17 protein-coding genes are annotated in these 21,192 nt (G+C 40.8%); 3 read left to right on the forward strand and 14 right to left on the reverse strand.

Going from position 1 to position 21,192, the window contains the following annotated elements:
• Window positions 1-19: 19 nt before the first annotated feature.
• From EOK74_RS17975 to xdhA, 9 genes are all read right to left on the reverse strand, one after another.
• Window positions 20-682 (reverse strand): spondin domain-containing protein, encoded by a 663-nt coding sequence (locus EOK74_RS17975; RefSeq protein ID WP_133471496.1) that lies wholly within the window; start codon window positions 680-682, stop codon window positions 20-22.
• 232 nt (window positions 683-914) lie between these two features.
• A complete protein-coding gene (gene glpT, locus EOK74_RS17980; RefSeq protein ID WP_133471497.1) occupies window positions 915-2,261 on the reverse strand; it encodes a glycerol-3-phosphate transporter in 1,347 nt (448 codons plus the stop codon).
• Window positions 2,262-2,327: 66 nt separating this feature from the next.
• Window positions 2,328-3,542: a urate hydroxylase PuuD gene (locus EOK74_RS17985; RefSeq protein WP_133471498.1), complete on the reverse strand. Its 1,215-nt coding sequence runs from the start codon at window positions 3,540-3,542 to the stop codon at window positions 2,328-2,330.
• Window positions 3,532-4,857, reverse strand: a complete 1,326-nt coding sequence (guaD, locus tag EOK74_RS17990) for a guanine deaminase (RefSeq protein WP_133471499.1) — start codon at window positions 4,855-4,857, stop codon at window positions 3,532-3,534. Before guaD ends, EOK74_RS17985 begins: the two co-directional genes overlap by 11 nt.
• A 16-nt stretch (window positions 4,858-4,873) precedes the next feature.
• Window positions 4,874-5,200: a hydroxyisourate hydrolase gene (gene uraH, locus EOK74_RS17995; RefSeq protein WP_133471500.1), complete on the reverse strand. Its 327-nt coding sequence runs from the start codon at window positions 5,198-5,200 to the stop codon at window positions 4,874-4,876.
• Window positions 5,200-5,724 (reverse strand): 2-oxo-4-hydroxy-4-carboxy-5-ureidoimidazoline decarboxylase, encoded by a 525-nt coding sequence (gene uraD, locus EOK74_RS18000; protein WP_239024162.1) that lies wholly within the window; start codon window positions 5,722-5,724, stop codon window positions 5,200-5,202. Before uraD ends, uraH begins: the two co-directional genes overlap by 1 nt.
• Window positions 5,725-5,732: 8 nt before the next feature.
• On the reverse strand, window positions 5,733-6,599 hold the full coding sequence (gene xdhC / locus EOK74_RS18005) for a xanthine dehydrogenase accessory protein XdhC (protein WP_205964711.1): 867 nt from the start codon (window positions 6,597-6,599) through the stop codon (window positions 5,733-5,735).
• Complete coding sequence (gene xdhB, locus EOK74_RS18010; RefSeq protein ID WP_133471502.1) at window positions 6,589-8,937, reverse strand: xanthine dehydrogenase molybdopterin binding subunit; 2,349 nt, start codon at window positions 8,935-8,937, stop codon at window positions 6,589-6,591. The genes xdhC and xdhB overlap by 11 nt, the downstream gene beginning before the upstream one ends.
• A complete protein-coding gene (gene xdhA, locus EOK74_RS18015) occupies window positions 8,930-10,399 on the reverse strand; it encodes a xanthine dehydrogenase small subunit (protein WP_133471503.1) in 1,470 nt (489 codons plus the stop codon). The genes xdhB and xdhA overlap by 8 nt, the downstream gene beginning before the upstream one ends.
• A 288-nt stretch (window positions 10,400-10,687) precedes the next feature.
• On the opposite strand from xdhA, the gene EOK74_RS18020 reads away from it, so the two are divergent.
• Window positions 10,688-11,332, forward strand: a complete 645-nt coding sequence (locus EOK74_RS18020; protein ID WP_133471504.1) for a TetR/AcrR family transcriptional regulator — start codon at window positions 10,688-10,690, stop codon at window positions 11,330-11,332.
• A 3-nt stretch (window positions 11,333-11,335) separates the two neighbouring features.
• Window positions 11,336-12,238, forward strand: coding sequence for an allantoinase PuuE (gene puuE, locus EOK74_RS18025; RefSeq protein WP_133471505.1), 903 nt, complete (start codon window positions 11,336-11,338; stop codon window positions 12,236-12,238).
• Window positions 12,239-12,351: 113 nt separating this feature from the next.
• Here the strand turns inward: puuE and EOK74_RS18030 are convergent, their stop codons facing one another.
• Complete coding sequence (locus EOK74_RS18030; protein ID WP_133471506.1) at window positions 12,352-13,680, reverse strand: NCS2 family permease; 1,329 nt, start codon at window positions 13,678-13,680, stop codon at window positions 12,352-12,354.
• 292 nt (window positions 13,681-13,972) lie between these two features.
• Between EOK74_RS18030 and EOK74_RS18035 the strand changes: the two genes are divergently transcribed.
• Window positions 13,973-14,983, forward strand: a complete 1,011-nt coding sequence (locus tag EOK74_RS18035; RefSeq protein ID WP_133471507.1) for an adenosine deaminase — start codon at window positions 13,973-13,975, stop codon at window positions 14,981-14,983.
• Between the two features lie 69 nt (window positions 14,984-15,052).
• Here EOK74_RS18035 and EOK74_RS18040 read toward each other — a convergent pair whose 3' ends face one another.
• The 4 genes from EOK74_RS18040 to EOK74_RS18055 all read right to left on the reverse strand — a co-directional run bounded on the left by EOK74_RS18040 (window position 15,053) and on the right by EOK74_RS18055 (window position 21,183).
• Entirely contained in the window at window positions 15,053-15,319 is a 267-nt protein-coding gene (locus tag EOK74_RS18040; RefSeq protein ID WP_133471508.1) for a hypothetical protein, read from the reverse strand.
• Window positions 15,320-15,384: 65 nt separating this feature from the next.
• A complete protein-coding gene (locus tag EOK74_RS18045; RefSeq protein WP_133471509.1) occupies window positions 15,385-17,034 on the reverse strand; it encodes a cupin domain-containing protein in 1,650 nt (549 codons plus the stop codon).
• A 96-nt stretch (window positions 17,035-17,130) separates the two neighbouring features.
• The gene (locus EOK74_RS18050; protein ID WP_133471510.1) at window positions 17,131-19,524 is read right to left on the reverse strand and encodes a TonB-dependent siderophore receptor; all 2,394 of its coding nucleotides are present in this window, start codon (window positions 19,522-19,524) and stop codon (window positions 17,131-17,133) included.
• A gap of 294 nt (window positions 19,525-19,818) precedes the next feature.
• On the reverse strand, window positions 19,819-21,183 hold the full coding sequence (locus tag EOK74_RS18055; protein WP_133471511.1) for an 8-oxoguanine deaminase: 1,365 nt from the start codon (window positions 21,181-21,183) through the stop codon (window positions 19,819-19,821).
• Window positions 21,184-21,192 lie beyond the last annotated feature (9 nt).

Consider the following 21,192-nt stretch of genomic DNA (forward strand, 5'->3'; position numbering starts at 1 on the left):
TAATTATTATTGAGAGCGACTATTTTCGAGAAATAGTAATTTTAGCTACTACATCTCGCCAGTCATACTCTGAGGCAAGAAGATCACCTTCACCATGTATTCCTGAACTAATATGCACAAATCCTTCATCAGTGGTGCTTTCTTCAGAAAAGCCTATTCCACCACAAGCAGGCCCAGGAATGTTGTCACATAATTCATCGTTATCTTCGGAGCCAGCATCATATGCCTTTGCAAAATACACTTCAGTATCTGTACGTCTAGGTAAATATACTGAATCTAATGCCATAAATGTGTCATTAGTGGGAATTAACATGGCAGCTAAGCTTAGCCTAGGAAATCCCCGTGATGTTGTTAGTTCCAGGGTGACTGATTCGCCAGGTCGTAATAGACCATCAGCTAACATTGGGGCAGAGTTATCAGTATCATGAACTAAGTCAGGTGTTGCTAATAATAACTCTTCTAATGGTGCTGGATTTCCCGATTCAGCTAAGGTTGCTAACTCTAGGGATGCAGGGGTACCTAATTCAAAATAGCCAATATCGGTACTATGTGTTGCTGCTAAAATAGGTGTAAAAATTTGGTTGCTGGTAATATTGGTAATGGTTACTTCGTAAGCTCTATCAGAGGCAAGGGCATTTCCCATCATAAGTAAAGTTGCAGTGGTGCAAAGGATCTTTTTCATTTTGTGTTTCTCCGTTAAATAAGTTTTATTGAAGTCATACTGCGACTTAATAAAAAGTAACGGCTTAATATCACGCTGCATTCACATATTTATAACAAATTTATTAAGATCCCTTATATGTTGTGATTTTTGTGTGATAACTATGATAAGAACAGACCTTATAATTATAAGATCAAAAGAAATTTTGAGAATTGAAACAGCTAGTAGTATTTCAATTCTCAATTGTGCAGCATTAGGACTGCTGATGACTTTCATGGGCGACTTCGTGTTTTAAGGTCATGGCGATAAGTATGATGGCACAAACGCAACCACCTACTAAGAGTATAAAACCACCGTCCCAGCCAAAATGATCAACCGTATACCCTAAGGCTATATTAGCCACAACCGCACCGCCTAAGTAACCAAATAAACCCGTTAATCCAGCAGCCGTACCCGCTGCTTTTTTAGGGACTAACTCTAATGCAAATAAGCCAATTAACATCACTGGGCCGTAAATTAAGAAACCAATTGCCATTAACGCTGCAATATCAATGCTAGGGTTACCAGCGGGGTTAAACCAGTAGACCAATACTGCTACCAATACCAATAGCATATAAAGGATGGCAGCGGGGGCTCTGCGGCCTTTAAACCACGCATCGCTGATATAACCACATAATAGCGTACCTGGAATACCCGCCCATTCGTACAAGAAGTATGCCCAAGAACTTTTATTAAATGAGAAGTCTTTAACTTCATGTAAATAGGTTGGTGCCCAATCTAATACCCCATAACGAATGAGATAAACAAAGGCATTCGCAACGGCTATAAACCATAAGAGTTTGTTGTTAAGTACATATGTAAGAAATATTTCTTTGGCGCTAAATTCTTGTTCGTGCTTTATCTGGTAATCTTTTGGGTAATCCTTTCTGTGCTCTTCTACGGGCGGCAAGCCGCAAGACTGTGGGGTATCCCGTAACGTTAAGAAGATAAAAACTGCAACAAAGACCGCAGCGGCTGCGGGGACATAAAAGATACTGTGCCAGTCGTTAAACCATGCCATACCTAATATGGCCAATGGGCCAGTTAAACCGCCACCTACATTGTGGGCTATATTCCAAAAAGAGACGGTTCTCCCCCTTTCATTACCCGAAAACCAATGCACCATAGTGCGGCCACAGGCGGGCCAGCCCATACCTTGAGCCCAGCCATTTAAAAATAGTAAAATGAAAATTGAGCTAACGCTTGCAGTGGCCCATGAAGTAAAGCCAAACAAAAACATTACGCCAGCTGATATCAATAACCCTGTGGTGAGAAAATACCTTGGATTACTGCGGTCAGACACACTGCCCATTAAGAACTTACTTAAACCGTAAGCGATAGACACAGCGGAAAGGGCTAAACCCAGTTCGCCTTTAGTAAAACCCTGCTCTTCAATCAGAAAGGGCATGGCGAGGGAGAAGTTTTTACGGACGAGATAATAACCAGCATACCCGACAAAAATGCCTATAAACACCTGCCAGCGCAGGTGTTTATAATCTTTATCTACTTGGTTGTTTGGTACACGCTCAATATGAAGTGCAGGTTTAAAAATTCCAAACATAATAGTTTGACCTAATTGGTTTTTTCCAATTAAAACAAAATATTAACATTAGATATATGACTATTTTTATTTGTTAGCAAACCAACGGGCAATTATTTGTCTTTCTTCTTCAGTCATACCTGTTCTATTCATCATAGGCATATCTTTAGTGATTACCGTGCGGTGATGGATAAGTGCTGCTTTAGCTTCAATCTCCGCCCATGAGTCATACTTCACACCAAGAGGTGCTACCACAAAGATGTCGTCTGTAGGTGCAGCTGAATGGCAATTAGCACAATGAACTTGCATAACATCAAATACCGCTTGTTGCTCAGGGCTTAAAGCCGCAGGTTTAGCTTCTACCACTTGTGTAGTTGAAGAAGTTACCGTTGCAACAGGTGCTGGGGTTGGCATAGAAACCCAATAAGCTATGGCGAACATGCCAATGAAGCCCGTGATTAAAATTGAAGGTCGTGAAATACCAATATGTTTTAAGTTAAAATAGTGACGTATCCAAGCAGAAACGATACCGATAGCCATTAACACCAACCACGCTTGTTCATGCTGGTAAGTCATAGCATAGTGATTGCTTATCATAATAAATAACAGGGGTAGGGTAAGGTAATTATTATGAACTGAGCGTAGTTTCGCTCCTAATCCCCAACTAGGGTCAATCTCTGTTTTATTGGTTACCGCATCTACCATTAAGCGTTGTGCTGGCATTATTTTGAAAAATACATTTCCGGCCATAATCGTACCGATTAACGCCCCTACATGGATAAACGCACCGCGGCCACTAAACCAGTGTGTAGCAAGAAAGCTAGCTGCAGCCAATAGAATTAAAAACATGATCCCGAATGCTTTGGGGTAACGGCCTAATGGACTGCGACATGCTGCTTCATAAATGAATAAGCCACCAAAAATAATGCCTAGGCCACGAGCAATTGCTTCGCCAGGCGTTAAGTCCATCACAGAGGTATCAATTAAATAGATAGCTGCGCCATGATAGTAGACTAGACCTAATAGTAAGAAGCCACTGATCCAAGTCGTATAAGCTTCCCATTTAAACCAATGGAGTTTCTCTGGGATAACTTCTGGCCCATATTCATACTTGGCAACTTCGTAGAATCCCCCGCCATGAACTGCCCACAAGTCGCCTTTGATTCCCTTTTTCTTTTTCCAGTCAGGGGGCGTGTCTAGATTGTTGTCGAGCCAAACAAAGTAAAACGATGCACCTATCCATGCGACGCCAGCAATAACGTGAAACCAGCGAATAAATAGTGAAATCCAATCAAGCAACATTATGTACTTCCTCTTGTGTATTGTTTTGGGCTTGGTAAACCGGCTTGCCGGCTATGTAGGTTGCAAATACTGCTCTGTCATCTGCCAACATACTTAGTGCAAAAATTAAATCTTGTGGGGTTCTGTGGTGCTCAAAACGTAGCGCAGTTAACTCATCAAACTCTGGGTCAAGCACAACAAAATCAGCATCTGTACCTGGGTTGAGGTTACCAATTTTATCATCAAGATCTAAGGTGACAGCGGAGCCTTGAGTCATTAGGTAAAGGCCTTGCATAGGATCTATCTGATTACCTTTTAATTGGCATATCTTGTAAGCCTCACTCATGGTTTTCAACATGCTAAAACTGGTTCCACCGCCCACATCAGTGGCTAAGGTGACGGGGACGTTTTCCTGTTGCGCCTTGGCTAAATCAAACAAGCCGCTGCCTAAAAACAAATTAGACGTGGGGCAAAAGGCAATGGCAGCCTCTGTTTCTCTTAACCTTTGCCATTCTGATTGTTCTAAATGAATACCATGACCAAATACCGCTCCTTTGCGAAGTAAATTGTAATGGTCGTATACGTCTAGATAATTCTTTCGCTCGGGAAACAACTCTTTAACCCAAGCTATCTCATTGTGATTTTCAGATAAGTGAGTTTGAATATAAACATCGGGGTATTGCTGGGCAAGCTCCCCTAAAGCATGGAGTTGCTCTGGGGTGCTCGTTGGTGCAAACCTTGGGGTAATGGCATATTTCAATCTGCCATTGTTGTGCCAAGTTTCAATTAACTGTGCTGTATCCTGCTGCGCACTTGCAGCAGTATCTTGTAGCCAATCTGGGCAATGTCTATCCATGCAGACTTTACCTGCAATCAATAACATTTCATTATTTTGAGCTTCTTCAAACAGGGCATCAGCCGCTTGTTTATGGACCGATGAATACACCATGCCTGTTGTGGTGCCATGGCGATAAAGTTGCTTTAAAAATACTTTAGCTATTCGGCTCGCATATTCTTTGTTTTCGAACTTACGTTCAACAGGAAATGTGTAGTCAGTTAACCAATCTAGTAATTGCTCACCAAAGCTTGCTAGCATTTCTGTTTGTGGAAAGTGTAAATGGCTGTCTATAAAACCCGGCAATATCAACTTACCTGAATAATCATGATGCTTTGCATCAAGATATTGATGTATATTGTCTTTATACTCACCAATGAACTCTATTTTTCCGTTACGCGTTACCAACAAGCCATCTGCGATGTACACATAGTCTTCTTTTGGCGATTGGGTTGGCGCTGCAAAGTGCAACAAAGAGGCGCGATATGTTTGAATGCTCATAATCTCTATTTACTCACTAGCTACCGCGATAACTGCTAAAGCCATAAGGCGAAATTAACAAGGGAACGTGGTAATGACCACCGTTTTTTACTAGTTCAAAATGCACATCTACAAAAGGGTAAAAGGCTTCTTTATGGTGGGCTAAAAGGTAGTCCTTAGTGTAAAAGCGTAAGCAATATTCGCCTGCTGCAAATTCAAAGTCTTGCCACTCTTTACATCTCCCATCAACATCTGTTGTACCTGTGATAGTTTTGCCGTCGTAGGTAGTTAATTCAAGCTGCATATGTGCAGCTGGTTTACCTAAAGTGGTGTCCAGTACATGGCTAGATAAACTAATGCTCATTAATATGTCGCTCCTTTTTCTAAGCCCTTTTCTAATCGCAAAAGGGTGATTTTAATTTGTTCTGCAGCAGCGAGAGTAATCTCTGTTGTTGTGTCATTCTCTAAGCGTTCAGTTAATGCATCTAGCATGGTTTTAGCGCTTAAACCACTTGCACAGATAATGAAAATAAACCCATTTTTTTCTAAATATGTTTTATTAGCACCAGCTAATGACTCCAACACCTGTTCGTCTGCTTCAGATGCACCTTGTTGTTCGTTACTGGCCATGGATTTTGTTGAGGCGTATTTTGCTCTGAGACTATTTACGTCACCAATCATTGGGTGTGCTTCAAACGCTTGCAAAAAGTCTGTGGTGCTACAATCTTGCCAGACTTTCTCTGAATAGCGTTTGACTGCATCAATTGAGCTAAAAGGACGGCCAGCGGTCATGGCTTTAAACCATGATTCAGAAGCACAACACTGGCTAAACCAATTTTCTGCCTCGTGTGTTGATAGGTTGTTTAATGCTGATAAAGATAAGGTCATTGAGGCACTCATTTTAATGGTTCAACTACTAAGGATTTAAATAGTAGTTTGTTGTCACGCCACGCTTGCTTATCGGCATCTTCGTTCGGTGATTTTATGTTTAATTTTTGGATGATTTGGGCCGCCATAGAAACCGCTACCTCAATAGGTTTTTTACCTGGGATATCATGCAATCCTACTGGGCTCACGAGTCGTTTAATATCTGTCGATGACCAGTCCCTATGGGCGAGCCGGGTAACGAACCTTCGTGCTTTTGTTTCTGAGCCTATCATGCCCACAAACGAAATTGCTTGATTGCTAAGGGCGGCTTCAACTATGTCAAAATCTAACTGATGGTTGTGGGTCATGACCATCACCCATGATGAGGCAGGCAGACTACTTAAGGTGTCTTCTGGGTGTTCAGCATGGTGTAACTTAACGTTAGAGGCGAGAGTTTGCTGATCAATCTCATCAAGTAGTTCTTGGCGATTATCAATCCAGCGAATTTGTAATGGTAGCTGAGCCAAAATCGGGACTAACGCCTTAGATACATGGCCAGCGCCATAAATGGCAATATGCTGAGTATGTTGGGTAAATACTTCAAACAACACATTGGTTGCTCCGCCACAGCATTGCCCTAATTTACTCGATAGAGGATAGTGCTCTACTTTTTGCGTGGCGCTATTCTCTAGTAGTAAGGCTCTAGCTTGCTTAGTGACTTCAAACTCTAAGTGACCGCCGCCAATAGTGTCAAAGGTAGAGTCGTCACATACTAGCATTTTGGTACCGCCATCTCTTGGTGTAGAGCCTGCCGTTGCTAACAAAGTAACGAGTACAAAGCTTTTACCCTGTTGCTGACATTGGTAGACAGCGTCAAACCAAGTGTTAGCTTTCATAGCTATTGTCCTTCCAAGCTTGAGCTCGCTCAATGGCGTTGTAGACTTTCTCTGGTGTAGCTGGCGTATGTAGTACAGGGTCAGTTTTATAGTCGGTAATACTCGAAATGGCATCTTTTAATGCACACCAAACTGAGTTTGCCAACATAAAAGGAGGCTCACCCACGGCTTTAGAATGATAGATACTATCTTCATCGTTTGCTCTAGGGTAGAGGTCTACGTTGAATATTTCAGGTGTATCACCAATAGCCGGTATTTTATAAGTTGCAGGGTTATTACTAACTAATTTACCTGAGTCATCCCATAACAATTCTTCGCTGGTTAACCAGCCCATCCCCTGAATAAAACCACCTTCAATTTGCCCGATGTCGATAGAAGGGTTAATACTTTTGCCCACATCGTGCAATATATCAACACGATTTACCTTGTACTCACCTGTCAGTGTATCAACAGACACCTCTGAACAACTTGCGCCATAGGCAAAGTAGAAAAATGGGCGACCTTTACCTGTTTCTCTATTGTAATGAATTTTTGGGGTTTTATAGAATCCAGATGCAGACAAAGAAATACGATTCATATAGGCCTGTTGTACGAGTTCCACAAAGGTTATTTTATGTTCGTTTAGGGTGACGGATTGTTCAGTAAACTCAACAAGTTGCGGATTACCTTCGACCTGCTCGGCAAAGAAGGTTGCCAGCCTTTCTTTTATCGCGATACAAGCATTCTGTGCTGCTTTACCATTTAAATCGGTACCGCTTGATGCCGCGGTAGGCGAGGTGTTGGGCACTTTGTCGGTACGGGTTGAAGTGACTTCAATATGGGATAAGGGTAATCCAAACTCATTTGCAACAATCTGCCCAATTTTAGTATGTAAGCCTTGGCCCATTTCGGTGCCACCATGACTTACTTGTATACTGCCATCAGTATATATGTGTAATAGTGCGCCTGCTTGATTTAAGTGTTTTGCCGTAAAAGAGATGCCAAATTTTATCGGCGTTAACGCTAGGCCCTTTTTAATGATTGGACTGGTTTCATTAAACTGCCTAATTTGGTCTCTTCTGGCCCAATAATCGCTAGATTTTTCTAACCGTTGAATGAGATCTTCAAGTAGGTTGTGCTCAACCGGCATACCATATTGGGTAGTATTGCGGCTGTCTTTTTGATAAAGATTGAGTTTTCGTATGGTTAGCGGATCTTTACCCACTTTACGAGCAATCGCATCCATGATGGCTTCAGCCATAATCATACCTTGGGGACCGCCAAAACCTCGGTAAGCGGTATGTGAGACCTGATTGGTACGACACCTATGACCTTCTATGTAACAATCTGCTAAATAATATCCGTTGTCAGCATGGAACATAGCTCGGTCAACAATGGCGTCTGATAGATCAGGAGAGTGGCCGCAGTTGCCATTAATTTCTACATGGGTTGCTTGCAATAAACCTTGCTCATCAGCTCCAATACTAAAGCGGTTCTCAAATGGATGCCTTTTGCCTGTCGCTGCCATGTCTAGCATTCTTGGAACACGTATTTTTACTGCTACATTATTTCGAGTTGCAAGTAATGATGCCAAGCACGCCCACTGTGCGGCTTGGGTTTCTTTGCCACCAAACCCACCGCCCATGCGGCGCATATCTACTACGACTTTATGTAATCTAATATTTAACACTTCTGCGATAAGCTTTTGTACTTCGCTTGGATGTTGGCTAGAGGTATACACAGTCACTCTGTCTTCTTCTTCAGGGATCGCCATTGAGATTTGGCCTTCAAGATACATATGCTCCTGACCGCCTATAAATAATTCACCACTTATTTTTACAGGGCTGTTGTCATAGCTTCCCTGAAAGTCTCCATGACGCATAAAGTGGGGAGGGCGGACAAAATTACTAGCCTCTTTGGCCTGAGCAACTGATAAACATGCTTCGTCAGGCGTGATCTCTATTTTGGCTTTTAGTGCAGCTTTTCTAGCCAAAGTTGTGGATGTCGCAAGCACAGCAAAAATAGGTTGGCTGTGATAAAAAATTTTTGAATCAGCGAGTAACGGATCACCCGAAAAGACCGGCCCAATATCTTTATGCCCAGGAATATCGTCAACGGTAATAACGTCAATCACACCTTCACTGGCTTTTACTGCCTCTAAATCCATAGACGTAATGACACCAGACGCTACTGGGCTAACCCCTACCGCTCCATGATGAATGTTGGCTGCCTCAGGAATATCGTCAACATAGCGAGCTAGTCCGCCCACTTGGCGCTGCGCACTTTCATGTTTATGTGATTTGCCTGCTACGCCTTGGGCTTGATTGTCAAAACCGGGCTGTGTAATGAGTTTACGCATGGCTAGTGACTCCAGTGCTATGGGGTACATGAACAACACGAGTTGCAATAGTGTTGGCTTGATGGTTACTCTCAAGCCAAAAGCGTTTCCATAAATTTGCCAACATAATCACTCTGTATTCTTTTGTTGCTCTAACATCATCCAAAGGAGTGAATGCTTTAGATAAAATATCTTTGCCGACTTCGAAGGTGAGCGAACTTGACCAATCTTTACCTATAAGAGCAGTATTCAGTTCTTCTACTATCGCAGGAATAGCCGCAACGCCACCAAATCCGGCGCTTAGGCCAACTACTTTTTTGTCTTCGAGGGCAATATTAAAGACTGCACATACCGCAGATATATCATCTTCGTAACGCTTTGATATTTTATACGCTCTAATGCTTTGATTGGGTTGTAAAAAAGGGATGAAAATAGCGGCAACCCATTCTCCCTGTTGTAGCACTGTTTTTCGATACCCTAAGAAAAATTCATTTGCCGCAACTGTGCGTTGTTCATAGCCATTATCAATATGTATTTCTGCATTTAGGGCTAATAATACGGGTGGCATATCACCTATTGGAGACGCATTTGCTACATTGCCACCTAGTGTCGCTTGGTTACGTATTGGCGTCGCTGCAAAGCGCCAAAGTAACTCTGATAAATCAGGGAAATGCTTTAATAGTTCAGGTTCGATTTCATTAAAGGGTAGGGCTGCACCTATTAGTAAACCCTTCTCTTGGGTATTAATGGTAGTTAATTCAGGTACTAAACTCAGTGATATTAACTTGTCAAAGGTGTGCAGTTGCTGGGTAACTTGCAAGGCTAAGTCTGTACTACCAGCAAACATCTTTGCTGTTGGGTGGCTTTGTATAGCTTGGCTCAGCGCCTCTCTAGACGTTGGGATAATCAAATTGTCAGTATCTACCGAAGTTTTGTCGATAGATTTTAGTGTAGTAATAGTTTGTGCTTCCGCTCGGCTAAATCTATCCTCAATTTTATCGCCACATATTTTTAGAGCGGCATCAATAATGGGACGATATCCAGTGCAACGACATAAATTACCTGATAAACCATTAATAACGGCTTCTCTGTCTATTTCTGAGGGTTGATGATAAAGCGCAAACATAGACATAATAAAACCAGGTGTACAAAAGCCACACTGGGAGCCATGTTCTTCAACCATACTTTGTTGCACAGGGTGTAAGGTGTTGCCGTCACTTAAATGCTCAACGGTTATTAATTGCTTGCCATGTAGCGCAGATAAAAATGTGACACAGCTATTGATAGCTTTGTATTGAAGAGAATGGTCTGTTGCCTTTGATATTTCAGCCACAACCACAGTGCACGCTCCGCAGTCACCAGAAGCGCACCCTTCTTTTGTGCCTGTTAACTTTTTATTCTCACGAAGATATTCTAGTAAGGTTAGGTCCGCCTTTTCTTCCTGAATATGGTTCATCTGACTATTTAACAAAAAGCTGACCATTTTTTTAGCTCCAGCGAATAATTTAATAAATGGGACATTATCCTTAAAGACTGGCGAATTACAATAAAAACCTGACTAGTTGGTCAGGTTTGATTCGCAAGGATACAACAAAAAGTAGAAAATTCTACAATTAGTAAATTGAAAAGCAATTTAAATGCCGTTTACTGGCTCATTAGTACGATAGCTTTAGTTTGCTAAAGATTATTCCCAAAAAAGTGTTAAAGTATTAACTTATAAGAATAAAAGTACTTTGGTTAATTAGATGATTATAGGAATTAAAAACCGTTAATGACTGCAAGTAGAAACGAAAAAGACGTCACTATTGGTGAGTTAAATAGAAGCAAAATCCTTCGCGCTGCCGAAGAAGAGTTTGCATCCCACGGATACAAAGGGGCAAGGGTACAGCAAATTGCTGATAGGGCAGGCTTACCTAAAACCAATGTTTTATATTACTTTAAAAGCAAAGAGAGCCTATATCTCGCTATTTTAGAAAATATAATGCGGTTATGGAACAGTCGGTTTGATGAAGCAACTGTTCATGATGATCCTGCCAGAGTATTAGCGCAATATATTACTGATAAAATGGAAATATCGCGGTCTCATGCCAATTCTTCAAAAATATTCGCACTGGAAATTATCAATGGTGCACCAAACTTGAACGACTTTTTTAAAGATCAGCACTCAAAATGGATGGCAGGTAGAGTCGCTGTAATTAACGAGTGGATAAAAGCAGGAAAATTAAAAGAAACCAACCCCTATTACTTGCTATACAACATTTGGGGAACTTCTCAGCATTACGCAGATTTTTCTACGCAAATTACGGAACTTCAAGGTAGTTCAATGGGTCAAAAAGATTTTGAAAATGCGACGAAAAATCTTATACATTTGATTTTAACGGGCTGCGATTTAACTGTCCCAGCTGAATTTAGGTAATTTATGAAACACGCATACCCAAGGGATTTAATAGGGTACGGTCAAAATCCCCCCAATCCACATTGGCCAAATAATGCCAAGATAGCCGTACAGTTTGTGCTGAATTATGAAGAAGGTGGAGAAAACAACGTTCTTCATGGAGATGAGCATTCTGAGATATTCTTATCTGAAATTGTCGGAGCTCAAGCATATAAAGATCGCCACTTAAGCATGGAGTCTATGTATGAATACGGCAGTAGAGCGGGATTTTGGCGTTTATATAACTTATTTGTAAAGTATGACCTACCCATTACTGTATTTGGTGTCACTATGGCGTTACAACGCAATCCAGAGGCGGTTGCTGCTATGCAAGATGCTAATTGGGAAATCGCTAGTCATGCCATGCGTTGGATACATTTTCAGGATATGCCTGAAGAGCAAGAAAAGAAAATGATAGATGCGGCTATACAATTACATCAGGCTATTACCGGCAGTAAACCCGTAGGGTGGTACACAGGGAGAACTAGCCCTAATACCTTAAAGTTGATTGCCAATAGAAATGATATTCTATATTGCGCTGATTCTTACGCAGATGACTTACCCTATTACGACGAGCAATACGCCAAACCTTTATTGATGGTACCCTATACTCTAGACACCAACGATATGCGATTTGCGACCCCACAAGGGTTTAATAGTGGTGAGCAGTTTTATCAATACCTAAAAGATGCCTTTGATGTACTGTACGCTGAAGGTGAAACCGCCCCCAAAATGTTATCAATTGGTTTGCATTGCAGAATAATAGGGCGCCCAGCTAGAATGGCAGCCTTGCAAAGATTTATAGAGTACGTTCAGAGTCATGATAGGGTTTGGTGCTGTACTCGAGAGCAAATCGCGGTTCACTGGAAACAGAATTTCCCAGCTTAAGTTAAATCACAAAAGTAACCCATAAAAAAACCGACTAAATTCAGATTGAATGAGTCGGTTTTTGTTTATTTAAAATGGATTGGTTTTGTAATAACAGCGGGTATTCCATAACCCTACTTTAAGTCTAAAACATACCTTAATACAAAAACTGCCGCCATGGCGTATGTGATCAAGGTTACTTGTTTGTAACGCCCTGTACCCATCATGATCCCCACATAAGTGATAAAGCCTAATGCTATACCTTCACTAATGCTAAACGTTAATGGCATGGCAAGTAACGCCACTGTTGCAGTGGCTAAGGCTGTTAAATCATCGAAATCAAGTTGTCTGAATGAATCCATCATTAAAATGCCAACCATTATCAAAGCGGGAGTAGTAGCCATCAAAGGAATGACTTTCATGACGGGTGTTAGAAATAAAGCTAATAAAAAACATAAGGCGACAAATATTGTCGTTAAGCCGGTTCTACCACCTGAAGAGACCCCAGCGGCCGACTCTACATAAGAGGTAACAGGAGAGGTACCCACGGCAGCCCCCATAACACTTGCCACTGCGTCAGCTGTCATGGCTTTGCCTAGTTTCGGTAACTCACCTTGTTTATTGAGTAAGTTCGCGCGACGAGACACACCAATAAGCGTGCCGATAGTGTCGAACATGTTGACGAATAATAGTGCAAATATCAGATCCCATGTCTCTGCTAGGTGTTCAATTGGGTACATGATATCCATAGCAAAGAAGGTGTTTGAAATATCATCCGGTAAGCCGATAAATTGATCGGTATGTTGTGTTAAGTAGCCATCACCAACAGGTATAAATGCGCCTATGACACTTAAGGTAATAACGGATATTAAAATCGCCCCCGTCACTTTTCTAATGACCAATACTATTGTTAATATAATGCCGGCTAAGGCTAATAAAGTAGCTGGTTCAGATAGATCACCTATGGATACAAAGGTAGCGGGGTTATCGACAACCAGGCCTGCATTTTTTAATCCGATAAAGGCGATAAACATACCAATACCACATTGCACACCAATTTTTAGTGCCGCTGGAATCGCCTCTGCTATCTTGGTTCTTACCCCTGTAACAGATAACAGTAAAAACAATATGCCATTCCAAAAAACAATCCCTAAAGCGGCATCCCAAGGCACTTCTCTTGTTAAACAAATAGTAAATGCAAAGAATGCATTTAACCCCATACCGGGTGCCATAGCGATAGGATAATTGGTTATAAACGCCATAAGTAAACAACCTATACATGCAGCTAATGCCGTAACGGTTATTAAGCCTTCAATGGGCATTCCACTGGCCCCTAATATGCTAGGGTTTACAACTAAAACGTAAGACATAGCAGCAAAGGTTGTCAGGCCCGCAATAAACTCAGTTTTTAGATTGGTGCCTTTTTGTTTTAATTGGAAATAATGCTCGAGTAGTTTAGACATCTGATTTCACTCTTGTTATGGCTGATTTAATGATCATTTATTGAAAGCTAACGGAACACCCTGCAAAAAGCTGACCAATTAGTCTGGTAATGCTGGGCTTTATGCTGTAAATAATATCAAGGACTTACGACTAGGTCTGTAAACTTTTCAGAAATTAAAAACTCTTAAAGAGTTAGTAGTAGAAATATTGCGTTGTAAAAGAAAACTGTGCACCATTAATTAACGAAAAGAAATAATATGGTGCAAATTATCAAGTGCAGCGTTAAACATATGCTGAGTGACTAGGTGAGTAATGAATAAAGAAGAATTAAAAAAATGGGTATCGGTACAACCGAAAGTAGAACTGCATCTACATATTGAAGGCAGTCTTGAGCCTGAACTAATGATGGAGTTAGCCAAAAAGCACAGTGTTGAATTACCCTATCAGTCAATTGCAGAAGTTCGTGAGGCATATGATTTTCAAGACTTACAGAGTTTTCTAGAGTTATATTATCTGGGGGCATCTGTGCTCATAGATGAAGATGATTTTTATCACTTAATGTGGCGCTATTTATGTCACTGTAAGACCGATAATGTCGTCCATGCTGAAATTATGTTTGATCCGCAAACCCATACCGAAAGAGGTATTGATTTTTCAGTATTTATGGCGGGATTCAATCGCGCTATGAATCAAGCCAAACAAGAGTGGGGGCAATCCTGTTTGCTCATTATGTCCTTTTTACGGCATTTAAGTGAAGAAAGTGCCATCGAAACACTTAAGGCAGCCACACCATATTTGCCAAATATCACTGCGGTAGGCTTAGATAGTAGTGAAATGGGAAATCCTCCAGAAAAGTTTACTGAGGTTTTCAAAATGGCAAAAGCATTAGGATTAAAGCGCGTTGCCCACGCTGGTGAAGAGGGGCCGCCTGCATACATTTGGGGGGCACTTAAGACTCTAGATGTTCATAGAATTGATCATGGTGTGCGTAGTATTGAAGATCCAGTTTTAATTGAGTTTTTAGTAGACTCTCAACATCCATTAACGGTTTGTCCTTTATCTAATACTAAACTTAAAGTGTTTGAGCATATGCAGCAGCATAATATTTTAAAGTTGTTAGATTTAGGCTTACTGGTAACAGTTAATGCTGATGACCCTAGTTATTTTGGTGGCTATTTAAATGACAACTACCATGCGCTAATTGATCATTTACCTATAAACAAAGAACAGTTATTGGTACTACTTAAAAATGGTTTTAATGCTAGCTTTCTACCTGAAGAAGATATCAAGAGTTGGTTGCTTAAGTTAGATATACCCGAATAAGGATTTCTAAGCTCATAGAAAAACGGCTCTTAATGAGCCGTTTTTAGGTTGAGATTTTAGGAGCTTTAACTATCTTTCTTTACCGGCCTTAGCTACAACTATTTGCAAAGCTTCTGATTTGCTGAAGCCAGCTTCAATTAGTGCCAAATAGTGTTTCCTTAATAACGTAGCTTGAGCATTAACCAATCGATCATTACTAAAAGCTTGAGTTTCGTTTAGTAATTGTTCAGATAGCTGAGCAGTCATAAAGTTATCAGGACGTTTATGTTCTTGGGCCTCTGTAGCGCCAATATATAGTGTTATTAGTGCTGGTATAACAAGGGTTTTCTTAAACATGTTATTGGAACCTTATTTTGTATCAGTTAATAATTGATTCTAAAAACATACGTTAGTTCATCTTATCATCGGCTTAACATTTTTATTAGTTCTGCATGCTTTGGAAATTTGGCCAGTAATTTTTGTGTTTCTCCTAATTGCATATCTTCATATTCAAACCCAGGAGCAACCGCTTCACCAATTAGCCCATAGCCGTATTCTTCATCTGTAGGTATTATGGACGCCTTCCAAATACCGCCTTTCACCATCATTTGCATTTTATGACCTTTAGTAGGATCAGGCCCCATTATGACGGTTTCTAGAGCGCCATCGGGATGTAGCAAATAATAGGTTATAGGGTCACCCGCATGGAAGTAATGCATAATATCTGATTGATTCATATGAAAATGGCCGATAGGGGACTCTGCACTCAATAAATAAAAAATGCTAGTCATTAAGCTTCGTAACCCACTGTCAGTTGAAATTTTAGGCCTGTGGGAAGCTTTAAAAGTTTGTTTAAAATAACCTCCTTCGACATGCCCCTCTAACCCAAGCGCTTTTACTAATTGCTCAGTTGTTAGATGTGTAGATTTCAAAGTTGTTGTCTCAGGCTGTGGCGGTAGATTTCTGGTTCCTACCTTCTGACTAGGCGTTAAGGCAGTATAGGGTAACGCAGACTTATATTGGTCCCAGTTGGCAACTATGGTATCGACGACTTTACTCCCCACTAGATAAGCTGACTCTAATGATGAACGCATGCCTGCAAAACCCGCTTCACCACTTTCATTTGTTAAGTTTTGTGAAGCACTAATTCCAGTGGGAGGCGTAGCGTAATTACTCGCGGTTCTTAGCACTAAAAAACGTTGCTTATCAGCCTTGTTGGCCTTGTCAAGGTAAGTTATGGCTTGGTAACTTCCTGTGTCTTCCATCCCTGACGTAACAAAATTACCTTTACCTTGAGTCCAATAGTGAGTCCAATCGTTAGCCCACTGGTTAAGTTTGTCACCATGCCAAAAGGTAGATGCTGCCATTTGGTCACCTTTTAATACGAAAGGGGGCTTTTGGGCGTTAGGATATTGGGTATATTGGCTTCTAAGCTCATGCATAGATGCATAATCATTTAACGGTATATCCTTTGTTAATTCGTAGGCCCAATCAACAAGATGCTCATCTAACTTATATACTTCACCATTTTTAGATAGTGAACCTTCTGGCGCCGTTGTTCCATTTGAGACTGGCGCGTTAGCAAACAAAGGAAAATAACCACTGGCCCAGTTTTTTGGGATCTCTCTAGCGTCTATTTCATGGGCTAAGTCACCATCTACCAGGTAGGTGGCCCATACAGCAGAACCTATTGAAGCGTCAGCTGGATCAACCCCAGCAATGCCCGCGACTAACCAATAAGCATGGGTAAGGTCAAACCTTGGATCTAAGCCCAATGCCATGATAGCTGCGGTGGCCCTAGCGGTCCCCATTCCAGTTACTATCCCCATCACCCCAGTTTTAGGATTGATACAAATCTCATGAAATGACGTGTCAAAGGGTAGGCAGGTGTTGAGTTCTTGTCCGGCTTTCCAAAGTTGAAACTCTCCAGGTTTATCCCCTTGGTCTTCACCAATTTCAAACATATTCACGACAACGACTTTTATTTCTATCTTTGTGTTTATCTGTTCTGGCTTTTCACTACACCCCCAAAAAAATAGTAAGCAAAGGGGTATCAATAGTTTAGCGTTCATGACGCATCCTCAATTTAATGTTGTTTTATTAGAAGATATAAAAAAGGGTAAATATGCAGAACATATTTACCCTCAATACTAATGTAAAGCTAGAACTTAGAACTTATAAGTAAATTTCGCTTGATAATGGCGAGGCAATTCAGGTAACACGATTTGCGCTCCAAATAAATCAGGGAAGTTCGCTCTGTAGTACTTTTCATCGGTTAAGTTTTTAATATTTAAACTAGCCGTCCAAGACTCAGCTTCGTAAAATACCCCGGCATTGATTAGGGTATAAGAAGGTAAAGTGACTACCTGTGAGAAGCTTGAAAAGGTTTCATCCGCTTTTACAACACTTGCGTTGGCAGCAAAACCATTTTGGAAATCATAAGTCGCATTTAAGGTATAGATATTTTCAGGAATACCGGCTTTGCGTGATTCTTCTTTACTACCAACCCAATTTAATCCTATAACATTACCACCATACATTAACGAAGGATCGGTTAGTAATGTTAAGTCTTCAGCACCTAAGAAGCCAAACTGACTTCCATTTTCAAGCGCCGTTAAGTTGTAGACTTTAATATTGGTATAACCAGCACCAATTACTAAGTTATCGTTGATAACCCAGCGTAATTCAAACTCAGTACCTTTGTTTTCTGTAGTAGAATTGGTAACAATAGCTTGAGCATTAAAGTCAGAACGTTCTTGCTCATAGACTGATAACGCAAAATAAAGACTGTCGTCTAAGAACGAACCTTTAATACCATATTCAAATAGTTCTGAGGTATCAAAAGCGCCGTCTTCTAATTGGCCTACACCTATTTCAGCACCTTGACCTGCAACTAAAGTAGCTTGTTCAGCTGCTGTAATGTATGGGATAAGACCAATAGGAGTCTTGAATGAAATACTAGTATTCCAAGAAACACCACTTTCAGTGCCACTAGCTGATTCTACTTCACCACCACCTAATAATAGGTCGCCTCGGCTGGTTGTTTCGATATCAATTGAGTCATAACGTAAACCTAACACAATATTTAAACCGAAGTCCCATGTTAGGTCTGTCATTGCCGCTATACCTAAATCAGTATAATTACCTTTGTCGTAATTATCGTAGTTAGCATTAATTGACGTGGCTAACTGTCTTTTATCAAGGGCAGTAGACGGACCGGTTAAGTCTCGGCGGTTAAAGTATTCATAAGTAAAGTCATCACCGTGTAAAAACTGAGTATGACGAATTGATGGCGATACTTGTAATTGTGCCAAAAATGAATCTGTTTCCCACTCGTTTGAGAAAATTAATTTATTTTCAATAACAGAGCTGTCATGGAACTGAGAGAAGCCATAGGCGTTCTCATTTAGGTTGTCATATGCTTCATAAAACAACTGGTTTTTAATTTCCCAGCCGTTTTCTGAGAAATAAGTGATATCAAAGTACAGGGTTTCAACTTCATTTTGTAATACATCTTCAGGCGCAACTAATACTTGGTTGCCTTTAAGTTTGGCCGTTCCAACATTTTCAAGCTGCATTAAATCAGTTGCTTCATCATCAGTGAAATCAACAATACCCGGCAAATAGAAAAAACTATTACCCCCTATGTTAACTGCACCATACTCGTCATGTGAAATTAAGCCGTCACCACTTGTATCTAGTGGTTTTGCAGTGCCAGTAACATAGGTGCCGTTATCAACTAAATCTTGAGTTAGACGGTTCCAACCCGCTACTTGGTTACCATCATAATCATGGTACATCGCACCGAATTCAACTAAAACGTTATCGGTTACATCAATATTAAAAGATGCTTGTAAAACAGTCTGATCTGTATCTGTATTGTCGTAATAGCTTCCTGAATTTTCTACCTCACCATAAAGGTAAAAACCCATTTCCTTATCGCCAATCTTACCAGGACCACCTACTTCTGCAGTCATAATGCTCTTGTCCCAAGAGCCTAATGTGTAAGAAAACGCACCTTCATTTTCATCTAAATATTGACCGCCACTTGCACGGGCCGACTTAGGGTTAAAGTTAAGGTATCCACCAATTTTAGCTGGACCATAAATAGGAGATGCGGGGCCACGCACAATATCAATACGGCTAGATGCGCCGATTGGAGTAGGGTAGTTACCTGGATTATCTAGGCGCTTAACCCCTCGGAAATAGGTTTCACCTGGCGTACCACGTACATCTAATGAGCCGGCAACACCAAAGAAAGACTGGGTAAACGTACCCGGCGCAAACGCTACTAATTCATCAATATCGCTTACACTAAAACGTTCCAATTGTTCTTGACTGATGGTAGATGCAGAACGTGGTGTTTCAAGAATAGATTTACCAAAGCCAAATACAGCTTCAACATCTTGACCTGGAAGACTGCCCAAGGAGCCAGTTACCTGTATACGCTCTACTGATTCTTCTTCACTTTCTTGAGCTAACACTTGGCTAGGCAAAAATACTGCTAACCCAATTGCTACAGCAGTAGCAACAGAGCTTGATTTGAACGTTTTGTTTTTCATTGTGGTTTTCCCGAATATTATAATTTACTTCTACGCACCGGATATGGTCAATCGGCCGCTTTTTTATGTGTCTTTAGATGGGTTGCACAATTAATGCCAATGACCTGTCCATTTGGTCAGGTTGTGGGCTGGTAATGTAATCAGTTGATTTTAATTAAAATTTTTGAACTAATTGAATGTATATATATCTCACTACGAAAATATGAACCATATAACACTATATAATGCCCCTTTTTGGGGCATTATATAGTGTTATATGCACTTTCATGGATGGGTACTTTGACTTTTACTATTTTAATTAACGGCTCTGCTCTGTAGCTTTCTTGCCAAAATTTGATGTTCAGACATCAATTTTGCAGTGTCAATATCAAGGTGTTGTTCATCTTCAACAACCCACTTGCCGGCAATCATGAGTTTTTCAACTTTATAAGCACCACAGGTCACAAGTGCATCTAATGGGCTACCTACACCAGAAAACCGTAATTCATTTAGTGAAAACATGGCAATATCTGCTTGTTGACCTGGTTTAAATTCACCTAAACTAGGACGTTGCAATACTGCAGCTGAGCCCTTAGTCGCAAAACTTAATACTTTTTCTGCAGTGATAACTTCAGCACCATAGCGTAATCTTTGTTGTAACAAGGATTGCCTTGCTTCTTGGATCATATTTGAACAGTCATTAGATGCTGAGCCATCAACGGCTAAGCCAATGTTACAGCCGGCATTTTCAAGATCGACCGTGGGGCAGATACCAGAAGCTAGTAACATGTTTGAACTAGGACAATGTGCTATTCCTACTTTTGCCTTGCCTAAACGCTGTATCTCATCTGGTGTAAAGTGAATACCATGGGCCAGCCATGTTTTGCTATTTAGCCAATCACAGGACTCTAAATAATCTAATGGGCGCATACCATACTCCCTAAGACAAAAGTTATTTTCATCTTCAGTTTCCGCTAAGTGAGTATGTAATAACACCTTATTTTGACTAGCAAGTGTAGCCGTGTCTTTCATTAATTCAGTCGAAACCGAAAAAGGAGAACAAGGTGCCAATGCTATTTGGATAAAAGCGTCATCGGCTCTGTCGTGATATTGGCTTATCAACCTTTGGCTATCTTCGAGTATGGTATCTTCAGTTTGAATAACACTGTCTGGAGGGAGACCTCCGGCGCTTTCTCCAAGGCTCATAGAGCCCCGTGTCAACGTGGCCCTGCATCCTAAGGATTTTATAGCGTCTACTTGAATATCTATTGCATTTTCTAAGCCTTTTGGGAACACGTAGTGATGATCTGCAATGCATGTAGCACCGGATAACATTAACTCCAAGCCCGCTAATTGGGTGGCACTATAAATCATATCTTCATCTAAATGCGCCCATACCTTGTATAGAAATTTTAACCAAGGAAACAAAGGCTTATTTATAGCCCCAGGTACACAACGAGTCAGTGTTTGGTAAAAGTGGTGATGGGTATTGATGAGCCCTGGAGTAATAACCATATTGCTACAATCAATGTAGCTATCTACTGTGTTTTTGGGGTTTTGGCCGCTTGGGACTAACTCAATAATTTTATTCCCTTTTACAACCACTCCATTACCCGCATTGAATTCATTACCGGTAAATACAGCAGCGGGAGATTTTAACCACATGGCTTTATCTGACATTCTTAACTC

The organism is Paraglaciecola marina (assembly GCF_004360155.1).
GTDB lineage: Bacteria > Pseudomonadota > Gammaproteobacteria > Enterobacterales > Alteromonadaceae > Paraglaciecola > Paraglaciecola marina.

Excerpts from the sequence above, each read along its gene's own strand:
- EOK74_RS17975 (WP_133471496.1), bottom strand. The coding sequence starts at position 682 with ATGAAAAAGATCCTTTGCACCACTGCAACTTTACTTATGATGGGAAAT.
- EOK74_RS18045 (WP_133471509.1), bottom strand. The coding sequence starts at position 17,034 with ATGAACGCTAAACTATTGATACCCCTTTGCTTACTATTTTTTTGGGGG.
- puuE (WP_133471505.1), top strand. The coding sequence starts at position 11,336 with ATGAAACACGCATACCCAAGGGATTTAATAGGGTACGGTCAAAATCCC.
- EOK74_RS18050 (WP_133471510.1), bottom strand. The coding sequence starts at position 19,524 with ATGAAAAACAAAACGTTCAAATCAAGCTCTGTTGCTACTGCTGTAGCA.
- glpT (WP_133471497.1), bottom strand. The coding sequence starts at position 2,261 with ATGTTTGGAATTTTTAAACCTGCACTTCATATTGAGCGTGTACCAAAC.
- EOK74_RS18040 (WP_133471508.1), bottom strand. The coding sequence starts at position 15,319 with ATGTTTAAGAAAACCCTTGTTATACCAGCACTAATAACACTATATATT.
- xdhB (WP_133471502.1), bottom strand. The coding sequence starts at position 8,937 with ATGCGTAAACTCATTACACAGCCCGGTTTTGACAATCAAGCCCAAGGC.
- uraD (WP_239024162.1), bottom strand. The coding sequence starts at position 5,724 with ATGACCTTATCTTTATCAGCATTAAACAACCTATCAACACACGAGGCA.
- xdhC (WP_205964711.1), bottom strand. The coding sequence starts at position 6,599 with ATGAAAGCTAACACTTGGTTTGACGCTGTCTACCAATGTCAGCAACAG.
- EOK74_RS18030 (WP_133471506.1), bottom strand. The coding sequence starts at position 13,680 with ATGTCTAAACTACTCGAGCATTATTTCCAATTAAAACAAAAAGGCACC.
- EOK74_RS18035 (WP_133471507.1), top strand. The coding sequence starts at position 13,973 with ATGAATAAAGAAGAATTAAAAAAATGGGTATCGGTACAACCGAAAGTA.
- xdhA (WP_133471503.1), bottom strand. The coding sequence starts at position 10,399 with ATGGTCAGCTTTTTGTTAAATAGTCAGATGAACCATATTCAGGAAGAA.
- uraH (WP_133471500.1), bottom strand. The coding sequence starts at position 5,200 with ATGAGCATTAGTTTATCTAGCCATGTACTGGACACCACTTTAGGTAAA.
- EOK74_RS18020 (WP_133471504.1), top strand. The coding sequence starts at position 10,688 with ATGACTGCAAGTAGAAACGAAAAAGACGTCACTATTGGTGAGTTAAAT.
- guaD (WP_133471499.1), bottom strand. The coding sequence starts at position 4,857 with ATGAGCATTCAAACATATCGCGCCTCTTTGTTGCACTTTGCAGCGCCA.
- EOK74_RS17985 (WP_133471498.1), bottom strand. The coding sequence starts at position 3,542 with ATGTTGCTTGATTGGATTTCACTATTTATTCGCTGGTTTCACGTTATT.
- EOK74_RS18055 (WP_133471511.1), bottom strand. The coding sequence starts at position 21,183 with ATGTCAGATAAAGCCATGTGGTTAAAATCTCCCGCTGCTGTATTTACC.